This is a genomic window from Calothrix sp. 336/3 (assembly GCF_000734895.2).
GTDB lineage: Bacteria > Cyanobacteriota > Cyanobacteriia > Cyanobacteriales > Nostocaceae > 336-3.
Genome location: NZ_CP011382.1, coordinates 12,233 through 32,297 on the forward strand (window position 1 = coordinate 12,233; position 20,065 = coordinate 32,297).

Annotated in this window: 17 protein-coding genes; 9 read left to right on the forward strand and 8 right to left on the reverse strand. The window is 41.9% G+C overall.

The window, feature by feature from the left end:
- Positions 1-15: 15 nt before the first annotated feature.
- Positions 16-171, reverse strand: a complete 156-nt coding sequence (locus tag IJ00_RS28625) for a hypothetical protein (RefSeq protein ID WP_168163396.1) — start codon at positions 169-171, stop codon at positions 16-18.
- Positions 172-329: 158 nt separating this feature from the next.
- On the reverse strand, positions 330-557 hold the full coding sequence (locus IJ00_RS28025; RefSeq protein ID WP_035148879.1) for a hypothetical protein: 228 nt from the start codon (positions 555-557) through the stop codon (positions 330-332).
- A 166-nt stretch (positions 558-723) separates the two neighbouring features.
- Between IJ00_RS28025 and IJ00_RS00075 the strand changes: the two genes are divergently transcribed.
- Entirely contained in the window at positions 724-1,386 is a 663-nt protein-coding gene (locus tag IJ00_RS00075) for a L,D-transpeptidase (protein ID WP_035148881.1), read from the forward strand.
- 322 nt (positions 1,387-1,708) lie between these two features.
- Here IJ00_RS00075 and IJ00_RS00080 read toward each other — a convergent pair whose 3' ends face one another.
- Positions 1,709-2,248 carry a late competence development ComFB family protein gene (locus IJ00_RS00080; RefSeq protein ID WP_201782655.1) on the reverse strand — a complete coding sequence of 180 codons (540 nt, stop codon included), beginning with the start codon at positions 2,246-2,248 and terminating at the stop codon, positions 1,709-1,711.
- 146 nt (positions 2,249-2,394) lie between these two features.
- Positions 2,395-3,291: a M23 family metallopeptidase gene (locus IJ00_RS00085; RefSeq protein ID WP_046814926.1), complete on the reverse strand. Its 897-nt coding sequence runs from the start codon at positions 3,289-3,291 to the stop codon at positions 2,395-2,397.
- Between the two features lie 284 nt (positions 3,292-3,575).
- Between IJ00_RS00085 and IJ00_RS00090 the strand changes: the two genes are divergently transcribed.
- Both IJ00_RS00090 and IJ00_RS00095 read left to right on the forward strand, forming a co-directional pair.
- On the forward strand, positions 3,576-5,045 hold the full coding sequence (locus IJ00_RS00090) for a TldD/PmbA family protein (protein WP_035148885.1): 1,470 nt from the start codon (positions 3,576-3,578) through the stop codon (positions 5,043-5,045).
- A 12-nt stretch (positions 5,046-5,057) separates the two neighbouring features.
- The gene (locus tag IJ00_RS00095) at positions 5,058-6,398 is read left to right on the forward strand and encodes a TldD/PmbA family protein (protein ID WP_035148888.1); all 1,341 of its coding nucleotides are present in this window, start codon (positions 5,058-5,060) and stop codon (positions 6,396-6,398) included.
- 41 nt (positions 6,399-6,439) lie between these two features.
- Here the strand turns inward: IJ00_RS00095 and IJ00_RS00100 are convergent, their stop codons facing one another.
- From IJ00_RS00100 to IJ00_RS00115, 4 genes are all read right to left on the reverse strand, one after another.
- Positions 6,440-6,775: a DUF952 domain-containing protein gene (locus IJ00_RS00100; protein WP_035148890.1), complete on the reverse strand. Its 336-nt coding sequence runs from the start codon at positions 6,773-6,775 to the stop codon at positions 6,440-6,442.
- Between the two features lie 107 nt (positions 6,776-6,882).
- Positions 6,883-7,602 carry a GDSL-type esterase/lipase family protein gene (locus tag IJ00_RS00105; RefSeq protein WP_035148892.1) on the reverse strand — a complete coding sequence of 240 codons (720 nt, stop codon included), beginning with the start codon at positions 7,600-7,602 and terminating at the stop codon, positions 6,883-6,885.
- Between the two features lie 110 nt (positions 7,603-7,712).
- Positions 7,713-9,710: an FHA domain-containing protein gene (locus IJ00_RS00110; protein WP_035148894.1), complete on the reverse strand. Its 1,998-nt coding sequence runs from the start codon at positions 9,708-9,710 to the stop codon at positions 7,713-7,715.
- A gap of 35 nt (positions 9,711-9,745) precedes the next feature.
- A complete protein-coding gene (locus IJ00_RS00115; protein WP_035148895.1) occupies positions 9,746-10,288 on the reverse strand; it encodes an FHA domain-containing protein in 543 nt (180 codons plus the stop codon).
- 333 nt (positions 10,289-10,621) lie between these two features.
- Between IJ00_RS00115 and lnt the strand changes: the two genes are divergently transcribed.
- The 6 genes from lnt to IJ00_RS00145 all read left to right on the forward strand — a co-directional run bounded on the left by lnt (position 10,622) and on the right by IJ00_RS00145 (position 20,034).
- Positions 10,622-12,178, forward strand: a complete 1,557-nt coding sequence (lnt, locus tag IJ00_RS00120; RefSeq protein WP_238178400.1) for an apolipoprotein N-acyltransferase — start codon at positions 10,622-10,624, stop codon at positions 12,176-12,178.
- A gap of 186 nt (positions 12,179-12,364) precedes the next feature.
- Positions 12,365-12,787: a KTSC domain-containing protein gene (locus IJ00_RS00125; RefSeq protein WP_035148896.1), complete on the forward strand. Its 423-nt coding sequence runs from the start codon at positions 12,365-12,367 to the stop codon at positions 12,785-12,787.
- Positions 12,788-12,975: 188 nt separating this feature from the next.
- Positions 12,976-14,013, forward strand: coding sequence for a calcium-binding protein (locus tag IJ00_RS00130; RefSeq protein ID WP_238178401.1), 1,038 nt, complete (start codon positions 12,976-12,978; stop codon positions 14,011-14,013).
- 146 nt (positions 14,014-14,159) lie between these two features.
- On the forward strand, positions 14,160-15,248 hold the full coding sequence (locus IJ00_RS28030; RefSeq protein ID WP_144415951.1) for a calcium-binding protein: 1,089 nt from the start codon (positions 14,160-14,162) through the stop codon (positions 15,246-15,248).
- A 359-nt stretch (positions 15,249-15,607) separates the two neighbouring features.
- Complete coding sequence (locus IJ00_RS00140; RefSeq protein ID WP_046814677.1) at positions 15,608-18,184, forward strand: filamentous hemagglutinin N-terminal domain-containing protein; 2,577 nt, start codon at positions 15,608-15,610, stop codon at positions 18,182-18,184.
- A gap of 368 nt (positions 18,185-18,552) precedes the next feature.
- Entirely contained in the window at positions 18,553-20,034 is a 1,482-nt protein-coding gene (locus tag IJ00_RS00145; protein ID WP_035148897.1) for a site-2 protease family protein, read from the forward strand.
- Positions 20,035-20,065 lie beyond the last annotated feature (31 nt).

The following is a 20,065-nucleotide window of genomic DNA, read 5'->3' on the forward strand; positions in this document are numbered from 1 at the left end:
AATTTTACCAATTTTTTACTTGAATTCGGTCAACTGCACCAATTGTGTTGATTCAACTCCTGGTACTTCTAGCAAAGATGTATCTGCATGATTACTTTCTGGTACGCTAATCTGCAAAAAGAGATTCAGGCAAAAAGTAATTGTTCCTGCTAGTAATAGTTTCTCAAGCATCTGTTTTCTCCCACCCACACCATGGAACATGAAGTATGATTACGGTGATGTTTAGTAAGAATAAATACTTATTCCTGAAACATTTTTCACCGAAATGAAGTTCATATAGCCCTAGTGTGCCCACCTTCACAGAAAAAATTGTGAGGGAAGTAATAATATTATGTAAATTTTTGCCAACTGAGCGATGAGATTTGCTTAACTATCAGGGTAAATGTCAATTTTGTCTGAATATGAACATATTCACCCTCTGTAGTCTTAGCGATCGCTGGAGATAACTGAATATGTAACTTTACAAACAAGAGGAAAAAAGTCTTGATATTCTGGCAACTTAACTTTTTTCTTTTCCCATCATCAGGAAAATCTATGCTTGTCAGACAGTCAATCAAGGTAAAATCTCACAAGTAGGCGTAAAAATGTATCTTTCCCTCTTTCGCTTCACTTGTTTCTCTGTTATATATCAAGTTCCAATTTCTCACTTACTATTTTTTAGACAGGTAAGATAAGCTGTTAACTAATTACCCAACTGGGTATGTTGGAGATAATCTATAGACAATGGCGATGGTAAGAAATGAATCTCTAGCGCGGGTAGTTATGTTGTTGTGTTTTGTCAGTGGAATTTTATCACTGGTTCTCCACTGGCAGATTACTAATTCCATGACACCTAAAACTCATTCTCCCAAGGTGGCAAAGAATCCTGCTCACCGGACTAATTGGAGTCAGCAATCAGCCAACTTGCTTGATAATAAGAAAAATCATAGCTCTGCCCAAGGAACAAGTTCGGCATTTTGGCAAAAAAACCCATCGTTAAAAACAACTGATATGACAGTACCGATGGAAGTCGTGATTGACTTGAGCGATCGCCGTGTTTATGTGTATCGTCGTGGACAAGTAATCGCTAGCTATCCCACAGGTATTGGTAAAAAAGGTTGGGAAACACCCACAGGCAATTTCCAAGTCATCAACAAGCAACTACACCCATCTTGGCGACACCCTATCACAGGCAAAGTGTTTCCCGCAGGTGAAGATAGTCCCCTAGGAGACAGATGGATTGGTTTCTGGTCAAATGGTAGAGAACAAATAGGTTTTCATGGTACACCTGATGACAGCTTGGTCGGAATGGCAGTTTCTCACGGTTGTTTACGAATGCGCAATCCTGATGTCCGCTTGTTGTACAAACAAATTGGTATCGGAACACCTGTAGCAGTTAGGGATTAGAAAACCGATTGAGTTTTTTGATTTTCCGATGACAGAAAAATATCAAGTTACATCACTTAGCCGAAATCTACCAAACTAAATAGTACTTGCCTCAAATCAGGGAACAGACTTTTAAGATTCTTGGGATGAGGCAATCTCGCAATTTTTCATTGCATCTATCGCCATTCAGACTGTAGATAATGACATTGGCGCATTAATTATTACAAGAAAAATTGCTGTTTCTATGAGTATGGGATGAGCTTCAACAAACACAAATACCCTATTCAGCCGAAAACTGTCAGTTGAAGCTTGTTTTATCCTATCTCACAACATAATTTCAGTATTATGCTTTTTGCTCATAACTGGGTGCATAGGCTTGAAGTAGGGCACTAACTTGACTCAGTAGCTCATTGCCAGTGGTTTTAGTTAATACTGTACCGGAATTACTACGAGCGATGTTACGACTAATCGCTTCTCCGACTTGTTGGGCAATTAATTCTTGCAATTCATCTTGGGCACGTTGACGCTGGTAGGTTGCACCCTCTTCAGTAGTAGCATAGAGCGGTGGTAGGCGGTTCAAAGCATAGGCGGCAATATCACCGACATCTAAGCTACTTTCGCTAGTTGCTTCAATTTCTGCGACACGGGCGATCGCCTCCGTCAATACCAATTCTTCCATGACGTTAATAAATTGTTTGCGTGGAACAGCAACAACCTCACCCGTCAATAGCGCACCCATTAAGCGGTCGAGCGCCATATACTCTTCTATTGACAGTTCAGATGCGTGATCACAAACACGTCCTACCTCTGCTTCCATTCCCGGTGTTAAATAACCATCTTGGAGAGCTTGCTCCACAATTTTTCCGATACTCATAACACTCATTATGACAATTTTATTAACGTCATCCAGCTTAGTATGGATAAAGGCAATCCAATATATCTTGCCCAGATTTGAGCAAAGATTACACAAAAATTTACCTAACTAATTGTAATCTATCATTGTTTCTTCTTGCCCCTTCTCAGTATGTATTAAGGAAACTCCTTTTGTAGCCACGGTTTGGGGTCAATCGATAAGCCATTGACATACAATCCCCAGTGTAAATGAGGACCAGTGGAAGCACCTGTAGAACCCACAGCTCCAATTAATTGACCAGGCTTGACCATATCACCTTCTTTGACATTAATACGACTCAGGTGCATAAAAATACTGGTGATTCCTTGTCCATGGTCAATACCAACGACATTACCATGAACACGAAATCCTTGGGATACTGTACCCACTAAAGCCACCCTACCCGCAGCAGGAGCAACCACCGCAGAACCAGCACTACCAGCAAAATCTAAGCCCCGATGGTAATAGTCTTTGGCAAATTTACCATTATAGTAGCGACGAACACCATAGCCTGTACTAAATCTACCTTTATTCGGTCGCAAAAAAGTCCCCTGCCAATATTTCTCTGGTGTTTGTAGAGCTTTAAATTCGGCAGCTTTTTTTAGTTCGTATTCTGTGGCTTTAACTCCAGCTTTTCCTGGGGGTAAATTGATACGTTGTACGGGGAACTTGCGATCGCCTACCACCACGGATAAATTTTTCACTTCCCCGTCCCCTGTAACGGTAATATTCCGTTTTCCTGGAGCTTCTAGGGGTGTACTAGGAAGAAAGGCTCGATACTGATTCGGACTAATAGAATATGCAGGATAGGACTTACCATTGACGCTTACCTGGGGACTCCCACTACTATTCCCCGGCTGCACATTAATTAAAATAGATATGGTATCTCCCAATTTGGGGCTCGGAGGGGAGACTTGCACCTGTAATGCAACTGCGGGTAAAGCCATATTTAGGGGAATCGCTGCCAATATTCCCACAGCAACGGTGCTATGCAAACGATTAATTGGACGTTCAAATTTTACAGAACTGTTCATCATCATCCCGACTGAAAATTATCCTACCTTCTCTGCCAACAGACTTGTATCTTGTCTATGCAGGTTCCCAAATGTACTGTTATCAAGCAGACTATAGCATTAGGTAGCGGGTGATGTAGAGACATTGTGGTGAAATCCAATTTTGCCAATTGGTTGTTTACTCTTCCCCTTTTCCTTTCCCACTCAAATAAAACAAATTTGTTAGAGTGAAACACAGGATAAGTAAAGATACAAAACCCTTGTGTCTTGATTCCAAATCCAGCCAGCAACAGCCGAGGCAACTCATGCTTATAGATACTTTGATTTCTAACCAGTTACCAAACTTAGAATATACTTCTACATCGGAAAGATTTGATGAAAGCTGGGAAGCACCCCTGTCCATCCTACTAGGATTGGGACGTGCCGCAGGCGCAGATTTTCTGGAATTTTTCCTAGAGCGAGTAAATTATATTAGCTGTCTTGCAGAAGAAGATACCATCACCAGTATTACCCCTCGTTTATCTACAGGTGCGGGTGTGCGCGTATTTGTGGGTAAGGCAGATTGTTATGTCAGTACCAATGATGTCACCTTTGTAGGGCTAAAAGCGGCGCTGGAAAAAGCACTTTCCATCATGGGTTTACAATTGCCTGCACCCAATGCGTTTATTCCTGAAATTAACTTAGAATTACTCCGCGACTATGGTACAAAGCGCGGTAAGGATAGCTGGTTACCCCTGTGTACTAGTATTCGGGAAATGGGAGAAATTCTTCTCGATGGCACAGGTAAACTCCAAAAAACTGCTACCCATGTACAATCCCGTCGTGCTTCCTATTTCCGTGACTGGCAAGAAGTATTGGTAGCTGCTAGTGATGGGACTTTTGCCCGTGACATTCGTCTAACCCAATCCGTTGGTTTTAATTTACTTTGTGCAGATGGTTCCCATCGTGCTTCCATTGGCGAGCGTGCGGGTAATACCAGCGACCCGAATTTCCTCAAAACCTGGGATTATACGGAAGCTGCCGAACATATTTCCGATTCTGCGGGCAAAATGCTCTACGCCGACTATGTAGAATCGGGCACCTACCCGATTATCATGGCGAATCACTTCGGTGGGGTGATTTTCCACGAAGCTTGTGGACATTTATTAGAGACAACCCAAATTGAACGCAAAACCACACCCTTTGCTGATAAAAAAGGTGAGAAAATTGCCCACGAAAGCCTGACAGCTTGGGATGAGGGACGGACAGAAAATGCTTTCGGAACTATTGATATGGATGATGAGGGAATGCCTGCCCAAAGGACATTACTCATAGAGAAAGGTATTCTCAAGAATTTCCTTGCAGATAGAACCGGCTCTTGGCGCACGGGACATCCACGCACAGGAAGCGGACGTAGACAGGGTTTCACCTTTGCTGCGGCTAGTCGGATGCGCAATACTTATATTGCTCCTGGAGAGCATTCTGTGGATGATTTATTCGCCTCCGTGGATAAGGGTATCTATTGTAAGAAGATGGGCGGTGGTAGTGTAGGCGCTACCGGGCAGTTTAACTTTGGTGTGGATGAGGCGTATTTGATTGAAAACGGCAAGATTACCAAGCCTTTGAAGGGAGCAATTCTGATTGGAGAAGCCAAGGAAATCATGAATAAGATTTCTATGTGTTCCCAGGATTTATCTTTGGCTCCGGGTTTTTGCGGTTCTGTAAGCGGTAGTATTTATACCACTGTTGGACAACCTCATATCAAAGTCGATTCGATTACTGTGGGTGGAAGGTAGGAGAATATCGTTATGTCAAAAATTCAGGCGATCGCCAACAATGCCAAGTCGAGTGCTGAAAAGCTTGGTATCAAAAAGTATGACATCTATGGCTCAACTGTAGACCAAACGAGCGTGCAGGTAGATGAGGGAGAACCGAAGCAAGTCAAAGCTTCTAACCTTTCTGGGGTAACTGTACGGGTGTGGAATGAACATCATACCGTCGGTGTCACCAGTACTACCGATGTTGACCCCAAGGGGCTAGAATTAGCTCTGAAGACTGCCCAGGAAGCTAGTTTCTTTGGTGTAAAAGAGAACATTCCTGATTTTAGCCCGGAAGCGACAGCCGCCCTTGCCAGTACATCCAGCGAAAAATTACCACCTTTACCTGTATCAGAAATCATTGATAAATTAATCGGTGCGGAGAAAGAACTCCTGGCAGCACATCCGGCGATCGCGGGGGTTCCTTACAATAACTTGGCACAGCGAGATATTGAGAGATTTTACCTCAATAGTGATGGTGCTTTACGCACGGAATCCCATTCTTTGGCATCAATTTATTTGTATACCAAAACAGAAGAAGCTGAGAAAAAACCCCGCAGTGCAGGAGCTTATCGCGTCAGCTATGGTGTCAATACCCTAGATATTTCTGGTTGTATTACAGAAACTGCCCAGAAAACTATCAGCCATTTAAACTATGAAAAAATTCCTTCGGGTAAATATACAGTAGTTTTTTCTCCCGAAGCTTTTTTGAGTTTATTAGGAGCTTTTTCTAATTTATTTAATGCCCAAAATATCCTCGATCATCAAAGTCTTTCCCAAGCAGAAGATATCGGTAAACAAATAGCTTCTCCTCTGCTGTGCGTGTGTGATGATGCTTTACATCCTGCCAATATTGGAGCAGAAACTTTTGACGGTGAAGGTACACCAACTCGGAAAGTATCCCTGATTGAAAATGGTGTTTTAGTGGGTTTTCTCCACAGTGCGGGTACGGCAAAACGGATGAATGCTCAACCTACAGGTAATGCAAGTATTGGGGCAAAGGTTTCTGTGGGAGCAAATTTCTACCATGTCTATGGTGGTGCTGCTGCTGAGCAAGAATTGAATCTGCAAACTGCCGAGAATGTGATTCTCATTGATGATTTGCAAGCTCTCCATGCTGGGGTAAAATCTTTACAAGGTTCCTTCTCTTTGCCTTTTGATGGTTGGATTGTGAACAAAGGTGAGAAGGTAAGTGTAGAATCTGCCACCGTTGCTGGTGATTTCTTAGAAGTTTTAAAGTCAATTATTTATGTGGAGAAAGAAGCAGAATTAACACCTGGGGGAGTTTGCCCTCGTATTTGGATTGAGGGACTTTCTATTACTGGTGAGTAATCAGGAATGGGTAATGGGAGAATAACTATAAACTTGGGTTATTACCCATTACCTAAATTGAAAAAACCTGTTGCATCTGGTTCCAAATCTCTGACTTGAGATACTGCATCAATATTTAGTTCTCCATAAATATGCGGGAACAAGTCATTATCAGCAGGTTCGTACTTAATTTCAGCTTTGACTTTAGTTTCGTCAATATGTAAAAGTACTAAACCCCTTTGGTTTTGAAAAAATTTGTTTGCCGTTTTTATCAATTGCGATTCCGTGGAACAATGGATAAATCCTTCTGTATCTAAGGAATCTGCACGATAGCTTTGGGTAAGTTTGGCATTTTCCCATTTTACCCCTGGGGTAATGTGGTAGATTGTATTTTTCATTAATTTTCGTCGCAATAGTCCGTATTCAAAATGACAAGTATTTTACCGAACATGATAGTACGAATTACGTTGGCGTAGCTCTCCCGCAGGGAGCATTACGGATTATTTTAATATCCCACACTCACAGGGGTTTTAGTAATTTTGTTGAATGCATCCCAATTTGTCACGTCTTCTAATAAAGACTGATATCCGAGGGTATTCGGGTGTAAACCGTCTGCACTCAGTCGTTGCGATCGCCATATTTCCCCCCGCTCCATCCACAATTGAAAAATATCTAGGTAGGGAATATCTCGCTCTAAACAAGCAAGTCGAGTGACTTCTTTATATTTGTACTGGTCTATATGGTTATAATGAAAACATCCTAAAAAGGGCATCTTTGCCTCATCTACAGGAACTGTACCGACAAAAAGTACTGGACATAACTGTTGTGCCCGTTCCACCAAAGCATTTATTTCTGCGGTAAATACAGAGAAATCAGTATAATTTTTGCCGTCCAAGCGACTCAAACGGGCGGAATCATTCACACCGACGGAGAGAATAATTAAATTTGGTACTTGGTTACGCAGTTCCCCCCGATGGCGAAATTCGATTTCTAGCCTTTGTGCTACCTGTTGCACGCGATCGCCACGAACTCCCAAGTTATAAATTATATGACCAGCACCATCAACTGCCATCCATTGTCGGCGCAATCTCTCAACCCAACCACCTCCCTCTGGGTCACCAAAACCATACACCAAACTGTCACCGAGGGCGACAATTTTCAACGGTTGACATTGAGTTGTACGAATGGAGAGTTGCATTAAGGAGGGTGATAGAGATGTCTGCATTTATTCAAATTTTATTTTATATCTTTAAAAGATTCTACACATTTCTACACCATTTCCCAGTAAAAAAAGAAAATTAGGGTGGGTAATTTCGGGGAAGTCTTTGTGCTGAATCAACTGGGAGACTGATTCTGTAACCATTTCCACCACTGAATCAGGGAATTCAGACAATTTAAACGTTTAATTCCAGGAGCGCGATTTTTAGCTAAACTATCCACCGCACACAGCGCAGCGTATTGTAGTCCTAGGAAGCTATCAACGGCAGCATAGGGTCCCCCCAGGGTAATAGCTCCGGCAGCGTATAATTGACCATTACCGCTTCGCATTTCGGGTAATTCAAAGTTGTTTGCCACGGCAAATCTACCGAGATGATTTAAGGGCAAATGATAATGCTTGACTAAATCTACTAGCAGGGGACTGGCTTCCACCTTGGCATCCAATCCTGTAGCATCAATAATAAAATCAGTTTCCAGGGTGAGAGTACCAAAACTCTGTCCTTGAATGTGGGTAATAGGATGGTTGTAACTGTCTCGTTCCACCTTTACCACTTCACCAAAGGTTATTTGATACCAACCTTCCTGTAAAGCTTTCTGGGCGATTTGCTGCCAATCATGGCGATCGGCGGTGGTGGTTCCTCCCCATTGGGAGAGTAAAACTTTACGTTCTTCGGGGCTAGCTTTTTCTAGCATTTTGCGTAAATCTCCACCCCAGCAGGCTTTGGGCCAATTGAAGGGCTGTAGCTCGTAGTGATTTTTGACACTGCGCTGTGCTTTATCAAATTTATTGCCCTCTGGTTTGGGCGATCGCATTAAATGTAAAACGGTAATATCTCGATTTTTCTGCCGAGCTTCAAAAATCCGTTGTACAATCCGTGAAGCCACAATTCCCCGACCGCGAATTAAGATTTTACCACCTTGCTTTTCTAATTGTTGGTAGATATGGTCATGATTTTCGTAAGCATTAACAACAGTTTTAAAATCTTGATAGGTTTCGCGGTAGGCTTGTAAATCTGGGAGAAACTGAATCGCAGGGTATCCCGTTGCTAGGTGAACATAACGACTGACAACAAAAGCATGATTTCCTTGACCAAGGGCATAAGCAATACAATAACGCCCATCATCGGTTTTCCGAATCGCCCTCACCCTACCATAGTGGAAAATCTGTTCCCAACCGATACGTTTTGCCTCCCGATCGATTGATGCAAACACATTTCCCGCTTTGGGGGTGTAGGTTTCCGCAAAGCTGGGTTCTGCAAACACTTGCCACAGAGTCTTGAAAGAATAGTCTACATGACCTTTGATAAAATCGTGCCAAGCTTCCCGCCAAGCATAACTGGGGAAACCCCAAATATTGTCAGGGCAAGAATCAGAATTAGAACGTAATCTTTCGTGGCTGGGTATTTGGGAATTTTGACACAGACTTTGATAGCGAGCATAGGGTGTTTTTTCCAAGCCCAAAGCCATAATTTGTTGACAACGGACGCCGGAAATTCTCAGTAAATCTACCCAAATAAAACTGCCTAAACCTGCACCGATCGCCAGATAATCAATTTCTGTGACTCGTAAACCTGTGGCGTGCAGAGATTGTACAGCAACGATGGGCTGATGAAATATCGGTGGTGGAAAATTGCTGTGGATGGGAGTGACGGGAGATGGGGATAGGCGGGGATCGGGTAAATTGGTATCGGGATTAAAGGAAATAATCGACTGGGGGTTTGGTGTGGCAACAGGGTGGATAATCCCTTGGGGGTTTCCCGGTGGTACGGTAGCTGAGTTACTAGTACCCAGGGTGACAGTCATATTATAGGGACCAATTTGCAGGCGATCGCCATTTTCTAAAATACAGCGTGTTTGCCGTTGACCATTAATAAAAATCCCATTGGTACTATTATTATCGATTACCACATGTTGATTTTGCTCCCACTCAATCAAGGCATGGTATCGAGACACCTGATCATCAGCCAGAACTATCCTAGTGACAACCCTATCCGCAATCATACCAGGCATCGCCGCAAATTCCCTACCAAAGGCAACTGGTATCTTTAAGGTTGGTTGTCTTTTTTCTCCAGTTGTTGGATCATGCCAACTTAAAAATATCTGTGAATTTGTCATTTATTTTTGACTATCAACTGATAACTTTTAACTGATTAAACCAGCACACTAACAGCAGCAGCTAAAGATGTTCCACACCAGGGACAACCGACTTGTAAATGTTCTATGGAAGAAATACGATGACAATTAGGACACTCTAAACCATAGACTGGTTGCGCTGCGGGTACGGATGCTTGATTTGATGGCGGTGTGGGATTTTTGACGGGGATAATGGGAGAAGGCGAAAGAATCGCATTGGCATGACGACTAATAGTCAAGGCTGTAACTTGTAATTGTTGCTGCCCTAGGTAAATAATACTACTTTCTTGGATTGGTGTTTCGCCCTGAAATAATTGCTTGCCATCTATCATGGGAGGGTTCTGTTCCCGTAGATTGCGAATCAGAAATAACTTTTGCTGAGGGTGAAAAAATATCTCTACGTGTAAACCAGAAACCGTCGGATGGGTGAGAATAATATCACATCGTATGGGATCACGACCTATACGCACTGTCCCCGGATGTTTACTAGGTTGCTGTGCAGTAATTTGTTGAGTTTTCATCTCCCCAGCATCGTACCATTGTAGAGTTAGCCGATTCATGTCTTTTTCCCCATTTTTTCAACTACTTCGCCTCTTGCTTATATAATTCCCTAAATTTTCCCAGATAATTGACTGTGGGAAGGCAGAGGTAGGGTTTAAATCAATATGTCAGTAGGTGGAGGAAAGAATTGCACTATACAGGGGAATGTGATGGGGGAAAATCATAGAATAAATGCCGCAACCTGAGATAAAAAACCCTTGAAAGTTCCCCACACCCTAAACCTAGGTAGTTGACTTGGTACCTTTTCAGGGATTAAAAATTCATACACAATCCTTTTCCACAACATAATCCACTCATTACTCCCTACTCCTTACTCCCTACTCAACCTATCTATGCTCTTTGTCAACCCTCGATGGTTTTTTCTGCTATCCTTCCTTAGTGGTATATGCATGGGCTTAACTGTTGCCCCTATCAATGCATACTTCCTCGCTTGGTTTGCTCTGGCTCCCCTCTGGGTGTTAGTAGTTAAGTCAAAGCAGACAAAATCCTTATGGATTCCTCTTCTGTGGGGAATGGGTTATCATGGCGTTGCCCTTTCCTGGATTACCGGGATTCATCCCATGACTTGGTTAGGTGTACCCTGGTTAGCAAGTTTGGCGATCGCCCTATTTTGTTGGGCATTTATTACCCTCTGGGGAGCAGCATTAGTCACAGTTTGGGCGGGGATGCTACGATTTTTTACCCAGGGTGAATTGAAATTTATTACCCCCTACTCACCATTCATACGTATCCTCATCGGTACTACCCTATGGTGTGCTTTAGAAGCTTTTTGGAGTCTGGGTTCTCTGTGGTGGACATCCTTATCTTATACCCAATCTCCCCACAACCTTGCCATTCTCCACCTTGGACAAATTTCCGGTTCCACCACCGTTACTGCTGCCATAGTTGCAGTCAACGCCCTATTTGCAGAACTTTGGATCCGCAAGGAAGACAGGAAAAAAATTAGTCTAATTGATTACTCTTTGCCAATTATTGCCCTAGTTGTTTTCCATGGTGTCGGCTTCTGGTTATATAGTCAACCCTTGCAGGATACTACCTCCAAAGCGGTGAAAGTGGGCATTGTTCAAGGTAACATTCCTAATACTATTAAACTATCTCCCCTAGGTTTTCGGCGGGCGATCGCCGGCTACACTACTGGCTACAACAAGTTAGTCGAGGAAGGTGCCCAGGCAGTATTAACACCAGAGGGAGCCTTACCATTTTATTTGGATAAAATCAAAACTAGTTCCCTATACCAAGCTATTCAGGAAAAAGGTGTAGTTGCTTGGGTAGGTGGTTTTGCCCAGCAAGGAAGTAGCTATACAAACAGTCTATTTACCATCACAGGTAACGGTGAAGTCTTCAGTCGCTATGACAAGTATAAACTAGTACCACTAGGAGAATATATTCCCTTTTCCGAAGTTCTAGGAGGTTTAATTAATAGGCTTTCTCCCCTAGAGGCACAGCAAATACCCGGTAACCCTAATCAAATATTTGATACACCCTTTGGCAGGGGAATCGTAGGTATCTGTTACGAGTCAGCCTTTGCAGAAATCTTTCGTCGCCAAGCCGCAGCCGGAGGAGAGTTTATTCTTAGCCCCTCTAACGATGCCCACTACAGCGCTGCCATGCCAGCCCAGCATCATGCCCAGGATATCATGCGGGCGATCGAAACCGATAGATGGGCAGCTAGGGCAACCAATACCGGATACTCAGCTTTTGTCAGTCCCCATGGTAAAACTCTCTGGATATCTGGACACAATACCTATGAAACCCACCTAGAAACAATTTACCGTCGGCAAACATCCACCCTATATGTGCGTTGGGGAGATTGGTTAACACCTGTATTATTAGTCACCTCTGGGGGAGTGTTGTTATTTAGACGGTTGGCAAAAAATAATTCGATGTGATTTGAGTACATTCAGATAATTAAAAGCCCTGATTTTGTAGCAAAGTCGGGGTTATGTTTTTAGCCAATACATCCGAGGAACACTTGACGTAGATTTATTTTTATAGTACTATTGTACCAGTTAAATTATTAATATCAAAGTTTCATCGCCCAGGTAAAGAGTAATACCAATTCGCAATTTAGAAAGATGAAGTTAACAAAACTGGATTTAAGTCAGATAGTGGCGATCGCCCATCAAGAAGGACATTTGCAATTATTGCTAGACAGGGGAGCAGAACTAGAGTTTTTAACAATACCCGCCCCAGTAGAAGCTTACGAAGGGTTGCAGCAACTACACGATATCATTGCAGATGTCAGCGACTTGCCCAGATACGAGGAGGGAATAGCGATGCAACCAATCCTCTCATCCATGGCGAATTCCCTAGGGTATGACAGCAACGAGAAAATCTTGCAAGTCGAATTTTGCAATGGTGCAGTCTATCAATATTCTGGGGTAGATGAGAAAACTTGGGAAGATATGTATACATCTGATTCAGTAGGCATATTTTTTAACCAAGAAATCAAAGGTAAATATGCCAGTGTGAGAGTTGATGATGAGTATGACGATTAAATTCCTCAGCTATCCTCCCTAGTTCAAAATATAGTTCCAAATTTTTAAGTTTCCTGGTGCTTACGGCTAATTGCTTTGCGGTTAGCCGCTTACTTTTTGTAAAATTTTGTAAAACTTTGCGTAATTACCTCCAGAATCCTAGATGCATATTACAGAGGAATCAAGGCATCAGCAAAGGAAAGTAAACTATGGGATATGCAAAATGGGACGGGAAAAGAGGTAGGGGAACCCGTTCTGCTGGTGGATTTGGTGAAGATTTTGGTATGCCAGACTGGAATAATCCCAACGATGTTAGCTCAGACTTTAAATCTATTAACAACACAACCAAATTTCTCACCTTTACAGTCAAAGACCTAAATAATTTTGGCGGAACACCTGTCCATGATGGCAATAATACCGTAGTTCTCACCCTCGATGGTACAAACCTGGGGTTTGAGAAAGATGTATATATATTTACTGAGGCAGAAGCGAAAAAGTTTGGAACTTTTGGCAAACTAGATAAGCAAATACCCTTAAAAGCCAATAGCAACATCAAAGCAGTCACCATTATTATCGAAGATAACGACCCCGGAGATATCTACAACCTCAAACCCATCAAAGGAACATCCGGTAAAGACACCCTCAAAGGAACCAGTAAGGGTGATGCTATCTATGGTTATGAAGGGGATGACAAGCTCTACGGTTTTGACGGTGATGACAGTATTTACGGCTTCTCCGGCAATGATAGTATCTGGGGTGGTAAAGGTCGGGATAATCTTTACGGCTTATCAGGCAATGATAAAATCTATGGTGAAGATGGCGAAGATACCATCGATGGTGGAGAGGGTAATGACTACCTCGATGGTGGTAATGATGATGACAATATTTTTGGTTGGAATGGTAACGATACCTTGATTGGAGGTAATGGAAATGATGAACTCTACGGTGAAGGTGGCAATGATATTTTAATCGGTGGTGAGAACTACGATACCTTAACCGGTGGTGCAGGAGCAGATAAATTTGTGTTTAAATCCCTTTCCGAAGGTATCGATACTATCACTGATTTTAAATATCAAGAGGGAGACAAAATCGAAATTAACAAGGTAGGTTTTGGTGCTACTTCTACCAGCGAATTTAGTTATAACAACACAAGTGGAGCGTTATCTTTCAAAGGTAATACCTTTGCTTACTTACAATCAGGTTTAGGTGCTGGTTTCCTTCCTAACCTCGATATCCAATTAGTTTAATCCCGTTGCGGAATCAAGAGACGTTCCACCGGAACCTCTCCACTGTGTTGGTGGAACATCCGTTGTAAATTTTCGTAATTGCGTAATTCCCTCAGCAAGTCTATATAAATATTACAAGGACAAAGAATAGAAGGAGACTAAATACCATGGGATATGCAAAATGGAATAGCAAAAGAGGTAGGGGAATTCGTACTAATGGTGGAAATGAAGATTTTTTACTGATAGGTTGGAATGACTACTTTAATCTTGACTCAGATTTTCAACTTATTGACACCAAAAGCAAACCTCTCATTTTTATAGTTGGAGACGAAGGTGTCAAAGGTGTCAAAGGTGATTCCGGAAACCCTGTCCATGATGGCAATAATACCGTAGTTATCACCCTCGATGGTACAAACCTGGGATTCGAGAAAGACGTATATATATTTAGCGAGGAAGATGCTAAAAAATTTGGTGGCACACTAGAGCAAAAAATACCCCTAAAAGCTAATAGCAACATCAAAGCAGTCACCATTATTATCGAAGATAACGACCCCGGAAGTATCTATAACCTCAAACCTATCAAAGGAACATCCGGTGCAGATATCCTCAAAGGAACCAGTAAGGGTGATGCTATCTATGGTTATGAAGGGGATGACAAGCTCTACGGTTTTGATGGTTCTGACAGTATTTACGGCTTCTCCGGCAATGATAGTATCTGGGGTGGTAAAAGTTGGGATATGCTTTACGGCTTATCAGGTAATGATAAAATCTATGGTGAAGATGGCAGCGATAGCATTGATGGTGGAGAAGGTAATGACTACCTCGATGGTGGTAATGATGATGACAACATTTTTGGCTGGAATGGTAACGATACCTTGATTGGAGGCAATGGTAATGATAACCTCTACGGTGAAGGTGGTAATGATATTTTAATTGGCGGTACGGGGAATGATACTTTAACTGGTGGTACGGGAAAAGATACCCTTACAGGTGGTAATGGAGCAGATAAATTTGTGTTTAAATCCCTTTCCGAAGGTATCGATACCATCACTGATTTTAAATATCAAGAGGGAGATAAAATCGAAATTTCTAAGGTAGGTTTTGGCGCTACTTCTACCAGCGAGTTTAGTTATAACAACAGCAATGGAGCGCTATCTTTTAAAGGTAAAGTTTTTGCTTATCTACAATCCGGTTTAGGTATTGGTTTTATTCCCAGTTCAGATATTAACTTATTTGATGAGACTCTAGCTGTATAAATTAATATTTGTTGGCAGCTATCTCATTGCAATTACATTCCTAAATCCTTCATAATCAACAAGACACCCGGATTATAAAAGTAAGTCGGGTGTCTGAGCATTTTTAATCCTGATTTTTTCTCCTACCTCTACCAATAAGTAGGTAAGTGTAAATAAATTGAAGTTTGTAGTAAGGGATTTATCCTTTGTGGTCTAATGATTGAGCAATAAATTGCTTACTACGAACCTAATTTCACTTTATATTTAATTCTATCCAGCTACTTAAGAGTAATTTCACAATACTTAGAGATAGTTATTTGTAGCAATTTTACAGACAATCTCCTGTATGATGGAGAAAAATTTGCTTTAATATTTTTATCATGAAAATATCATACAAGTTCTTGAATTTTGCACTGTTCTATGCATCCATATCTACAGCGTTTCCGGTAATTTCTGCTAGCGCCCAAACTATTATTCCAGATAAAACCCTACCTAATGCTTCCCAGGTGACACAAAATAATAATACCCTGGTGATTACGGGTGGAACTCAAGCGGGAAACAACTTATTTCATAGTTTCCAAAATTTTTCAATTCCAGAAAATCTGACTGGCTATTTTAATAATGCTCTCAATGTGGAGAATATTATTAGTCGGGTGACTGGGAAAAATATTTCTAATATTAATGGCATAATTAGAGCTAATGGTCAAGCAAATTTATTCTTAATTAATCCCCAGGGAATTGTATTTGGAGAGAAGGCAACTTTAAATATTGGTGGTTCTTTTTTGGCGACGACTGCCACAAGTTTAAAATTTGCTGATGGTAAAGAATTTAGTACTGTTATCTCTTCTGAAAAACCTTTGTTGAGCGTTAGTACTCCCCTGGGTTTACAGTTCGGCAAGAATCCAGAAAAAATTACCAATGCATCTATTTCTCCCTTAATTGACCCCATTACAGGCGATATTATTAAGGATGATGATGGAACTAATGTTTTTGGTGGTTTACAAGTTGCTCTAGGTAAAACAATTGCCCTTGTTGGCGGTGATATTGCTTTCCCTGGGGGACTTGCTACTGTCTTCTCTGGAAGGATTGATTTAGGTTCTGTGGGCGATAATAGTTTTGTGAATATTGCCAAAAATGGAAATAGCTGGCAGTTAAGTTATCCAGGAGTAGTTAATTATCGAGATATTCAATTCAGCAATTTTGGTAATCTTACTAGTTATGAAGGTGGTAGTATTCAGGTAACGGGAGGGAATATTTCTCTACTTAGCCAAGCATATATTTTGTCCAAGACTTTAAGTAACCAAAATGCCGCAGATATTAAGATAGATGCAAATAAATTAACTTTACTAGATGGGGCAGAAATTTATAGTATTACTAGTGAAGAAAATAAGCAAAATGCAGCAGATATCAAGATAGATGTAAATAAATTAACGTTGCTAAATGGGGGACGAATTCTTAGTAGTACTAGTGGAGATGGGAATACTGGGAAGATAAACGTTACCGCGAGGGATTCAATCGAAGCGAGAGGTGGTTTTATTGGCGAAACTTGGTTTCCTAGTGGAATTTTGACGGAAGTTTTCAAAGATGCTAAAGGTAATGCTGGCAGTATTCAAATTACCACAAATCAATTAAAAATATTTGCAGGGGCACAGATTAGCACTACTACCTTTGGCAAGGGAAATGCTGGTGATATGGTAGTGAACGCCAAAGATATTACAATTAGCGGTAGCGCAACCAATCCGGATGGTAGTTTATATAAAGAAGATGGGTTAGCTTTCAGCAGTGGCTTGTATACAGCTGCGGAAGAAAGTTCCTCGGGTAAGGGTGGGAATTTATTAGTAGTTGGCGATCGCCTGCGCTTAACTAACGGTGGTATCCTGCAAACTGCCACTTTCAGCTCTGGTGATGCTGGTAACTTAACGGTAAAAATGTACCAATTAGTGGAAATTAGTGGCAAAGATGCCGAAAATATTTTCCCTTCCGGGTTTTTTGCTGCTTCTGGAGGAATCACTGGAGTCATTGCAGGGATAATTACCGCAACGGGAAAGGGTGGGAATATCCTACTGAAAACCAAAGAATTACGAGTATTTGATGGTGCAGCGTTAGCAGTGGGAACCATTAACCCCAATAATCAAAAAGGTGCAGGGAATCTGCAAATTAACGCCCAAAAAATTACCCTCAACAATCGCGGTAGACTAGTAGCAGAAACTGCTTCCGGTCAGGGAGGTAACATAAATATCACCGTCAAGGATTTACTCCTGTTACGTCGTAATAGTCAAATTTCTACTAGTGCAGGTGTTGTCGATGCTGGGGGTGATGGTGGCAATATTACAATTAATGCCAAATCAGGTTTTATCGTTGCGGCTCCCCTAGAAAATAGTGATATTATTGCCAACGCTTTTACAGGTAAGGGTGGAGCGGTAATTATAGAAGCAAAAAATATCTTTAATTTGACTCCTCGGACTCGTCAAGAATTGGCAATTCTCCGTCCCGATGATTTAGATCCACAACAACTAATTAGTAACGATATTACCGCTATTTCCCAACAAAATCCCTCCCTGAGTGGCAGTGTCATTATCAACACACCGGATGTGGATCCCAGTCGCGGATTAGTACAATTACCTGACAATTTAACAGACGCTTCCCAACAAATTGTCAATCGTTGCAAACCTGGTCAAGGAAACCTTGCTAATTCTTTCATTATCACAGGTCGAGGGGGAATTGCAGCTAGTCCCACAGATATTTTACAGCCAGATATGGTGACTGCGCCCTGGATATCTCTAGATGGAACAGAGGAAACAGTCAAAGGGGAAACCATCACACCACCGAATACACCTAAAATTGTCGAAGCTCAGGGATGGATACGTCATCAAAACGGTGAGGTTTTCCTCGTTGCTCAAGCTCCAGAGGTGACGGTAAATTCCCAGAAAATAGCCTCTATTAACTGTGGTGTATAAGAGAATTTAGCTTATCTGCTCCCGTGGGATGAATTTGAGAATGTAATACCAGTTTACCCTTGCTCATAGTAGCCATCATGTAGGCGTAGCCTTCTCGTAGAGTACTGCGTACACCAGAACAGATGAAAATAGGCATTGGACATTAATTATTTCTCCCTTGTCCCCCTTGTCTTCCTTGTCTTCCTTGTCTCCCTTGTCCCCCAGTTCCCCTGCTTTTTCAAGTCAGCTGTATCAGCAGAATCTCCCAGACAATTTTCCTAGATATTTGGGCAGACACCAAACCCCGTTATACATTAATAAATATCCTCATCATATCTCGTAACACCTGACTTATTCAGGCTTGATTTCACATAGCAAAAGGTTTGGAGATGTTGACAACTTCAGAAACTCCGATTATTGCGACTATTATTTTCGTCGCCTTTGGTATATTGGCTTGGGGCTTTTATCGCGCCAAACCTTACGGAAAGCTGGGAATCTTAGCTTGGTTACAGTCAGTGGTACTCATGGCTCCCTGGCTGTTATTATTTGGCTTGTTTGCGACGGGTATTTACATCAACATTATTGGTGTTTTATTCTCCTTGGTGGTGTCTGCGGGTTTATATATCTACATTGGTAGACAATTGCGACAACTGGGGCAGGAAGAATTACTGAAGCAAAAAGCCACAGCAAGACTAGCGGCAGAAGCAGCACAGCAAACAGATACACCTCCAACATCAGAGGCAATGGCGTTGGAGTTAATGGCGATTCCCGAAGCAGACTTAACCGCCATCAAAGGTATTTTTGGCATCGATACTTTTTTTGCCACAGAAACTATCCCCTATCAAGAGGGAGTCATTTTTAAAGGTAATCTGCGGGGTGAACCAGAAGCTATACATAACCGTCTGACATCCAGCTTACAAGAAAGATTAGGAGAGCAATATCGTCTCTTTTTAGTTGAGAATCAAGATGGCAAAGCTGTGGTAATCATATTACCTAGCCGCAACGATCCCCAACCCATGACGGTGTTTCAAAAAATCTTTGCTGTCTTCTTGTTAGTTGCAACTGCGGGAACTTGCTTGGAAGCTGCGGGGTTACTGTTAAATTTTGATTTCTTCGTCACACCCTCGCGTTATTTAGAAACCTTACCGATTGGTGGGGGTGTTTTAGCAATTTTGATTGCCCATGAATTGGGACATTGGTTTATGGCTCAACGTTATAATGTGCGCTTGAGTTTACCTTTCTTTTTGCCAGCTGTGCAAATTGGTTCCTTTGGGGCAATTACTCGCTTTGAATCCTTATTACCTAACCGCAAAGCCTTATTTGATATTTCCTTTGCTGGTCCGGCGGTGGGTGGTGTTGTATCCTTAGGAATGCTAATTACTGGTTTATTGTTATCCCATTCTGGTAGCTTCTTTCAGTTACCCAAGGAGTTTTTTCAAGGTTCAATTTTAGTGGGAACCTTAGCACGGATAGTACTTGGCTCTGCTTTACAGTCTTCAGTTGTAGATATTCACCCCTTGGTAATCGTTGGTTGGGTGGGTTTAGTAATTACTGCCTTAAATTTAATGCCTGCGGGGCAGTTAGATGGTGGCAGAATTGTACAGGCTATCTATGGGCGCAAAATTGCTAATCGAGCGGCGATCGCCACTTTAATTTTGTTGGGTTTAGCTGGGTTGGGTAGCTCCCTTCCCCTTTACTGGTTGATTGTAATTGTCTTTTTACAACGGACTCCAGAACGTCCCAGTCTCAATGAAATTACGGAACCCGATGATGCAAGAGCCGCCCTGGGCTTGCTTGCCCTATTTCTGATGATTGTCACACTGTTACCATTGACACCTGCCCTCGCGGGTAGATTAGGTATTGGGGGATAGGATTTGGGGAAGGGTGTAGGAAAATTATTTT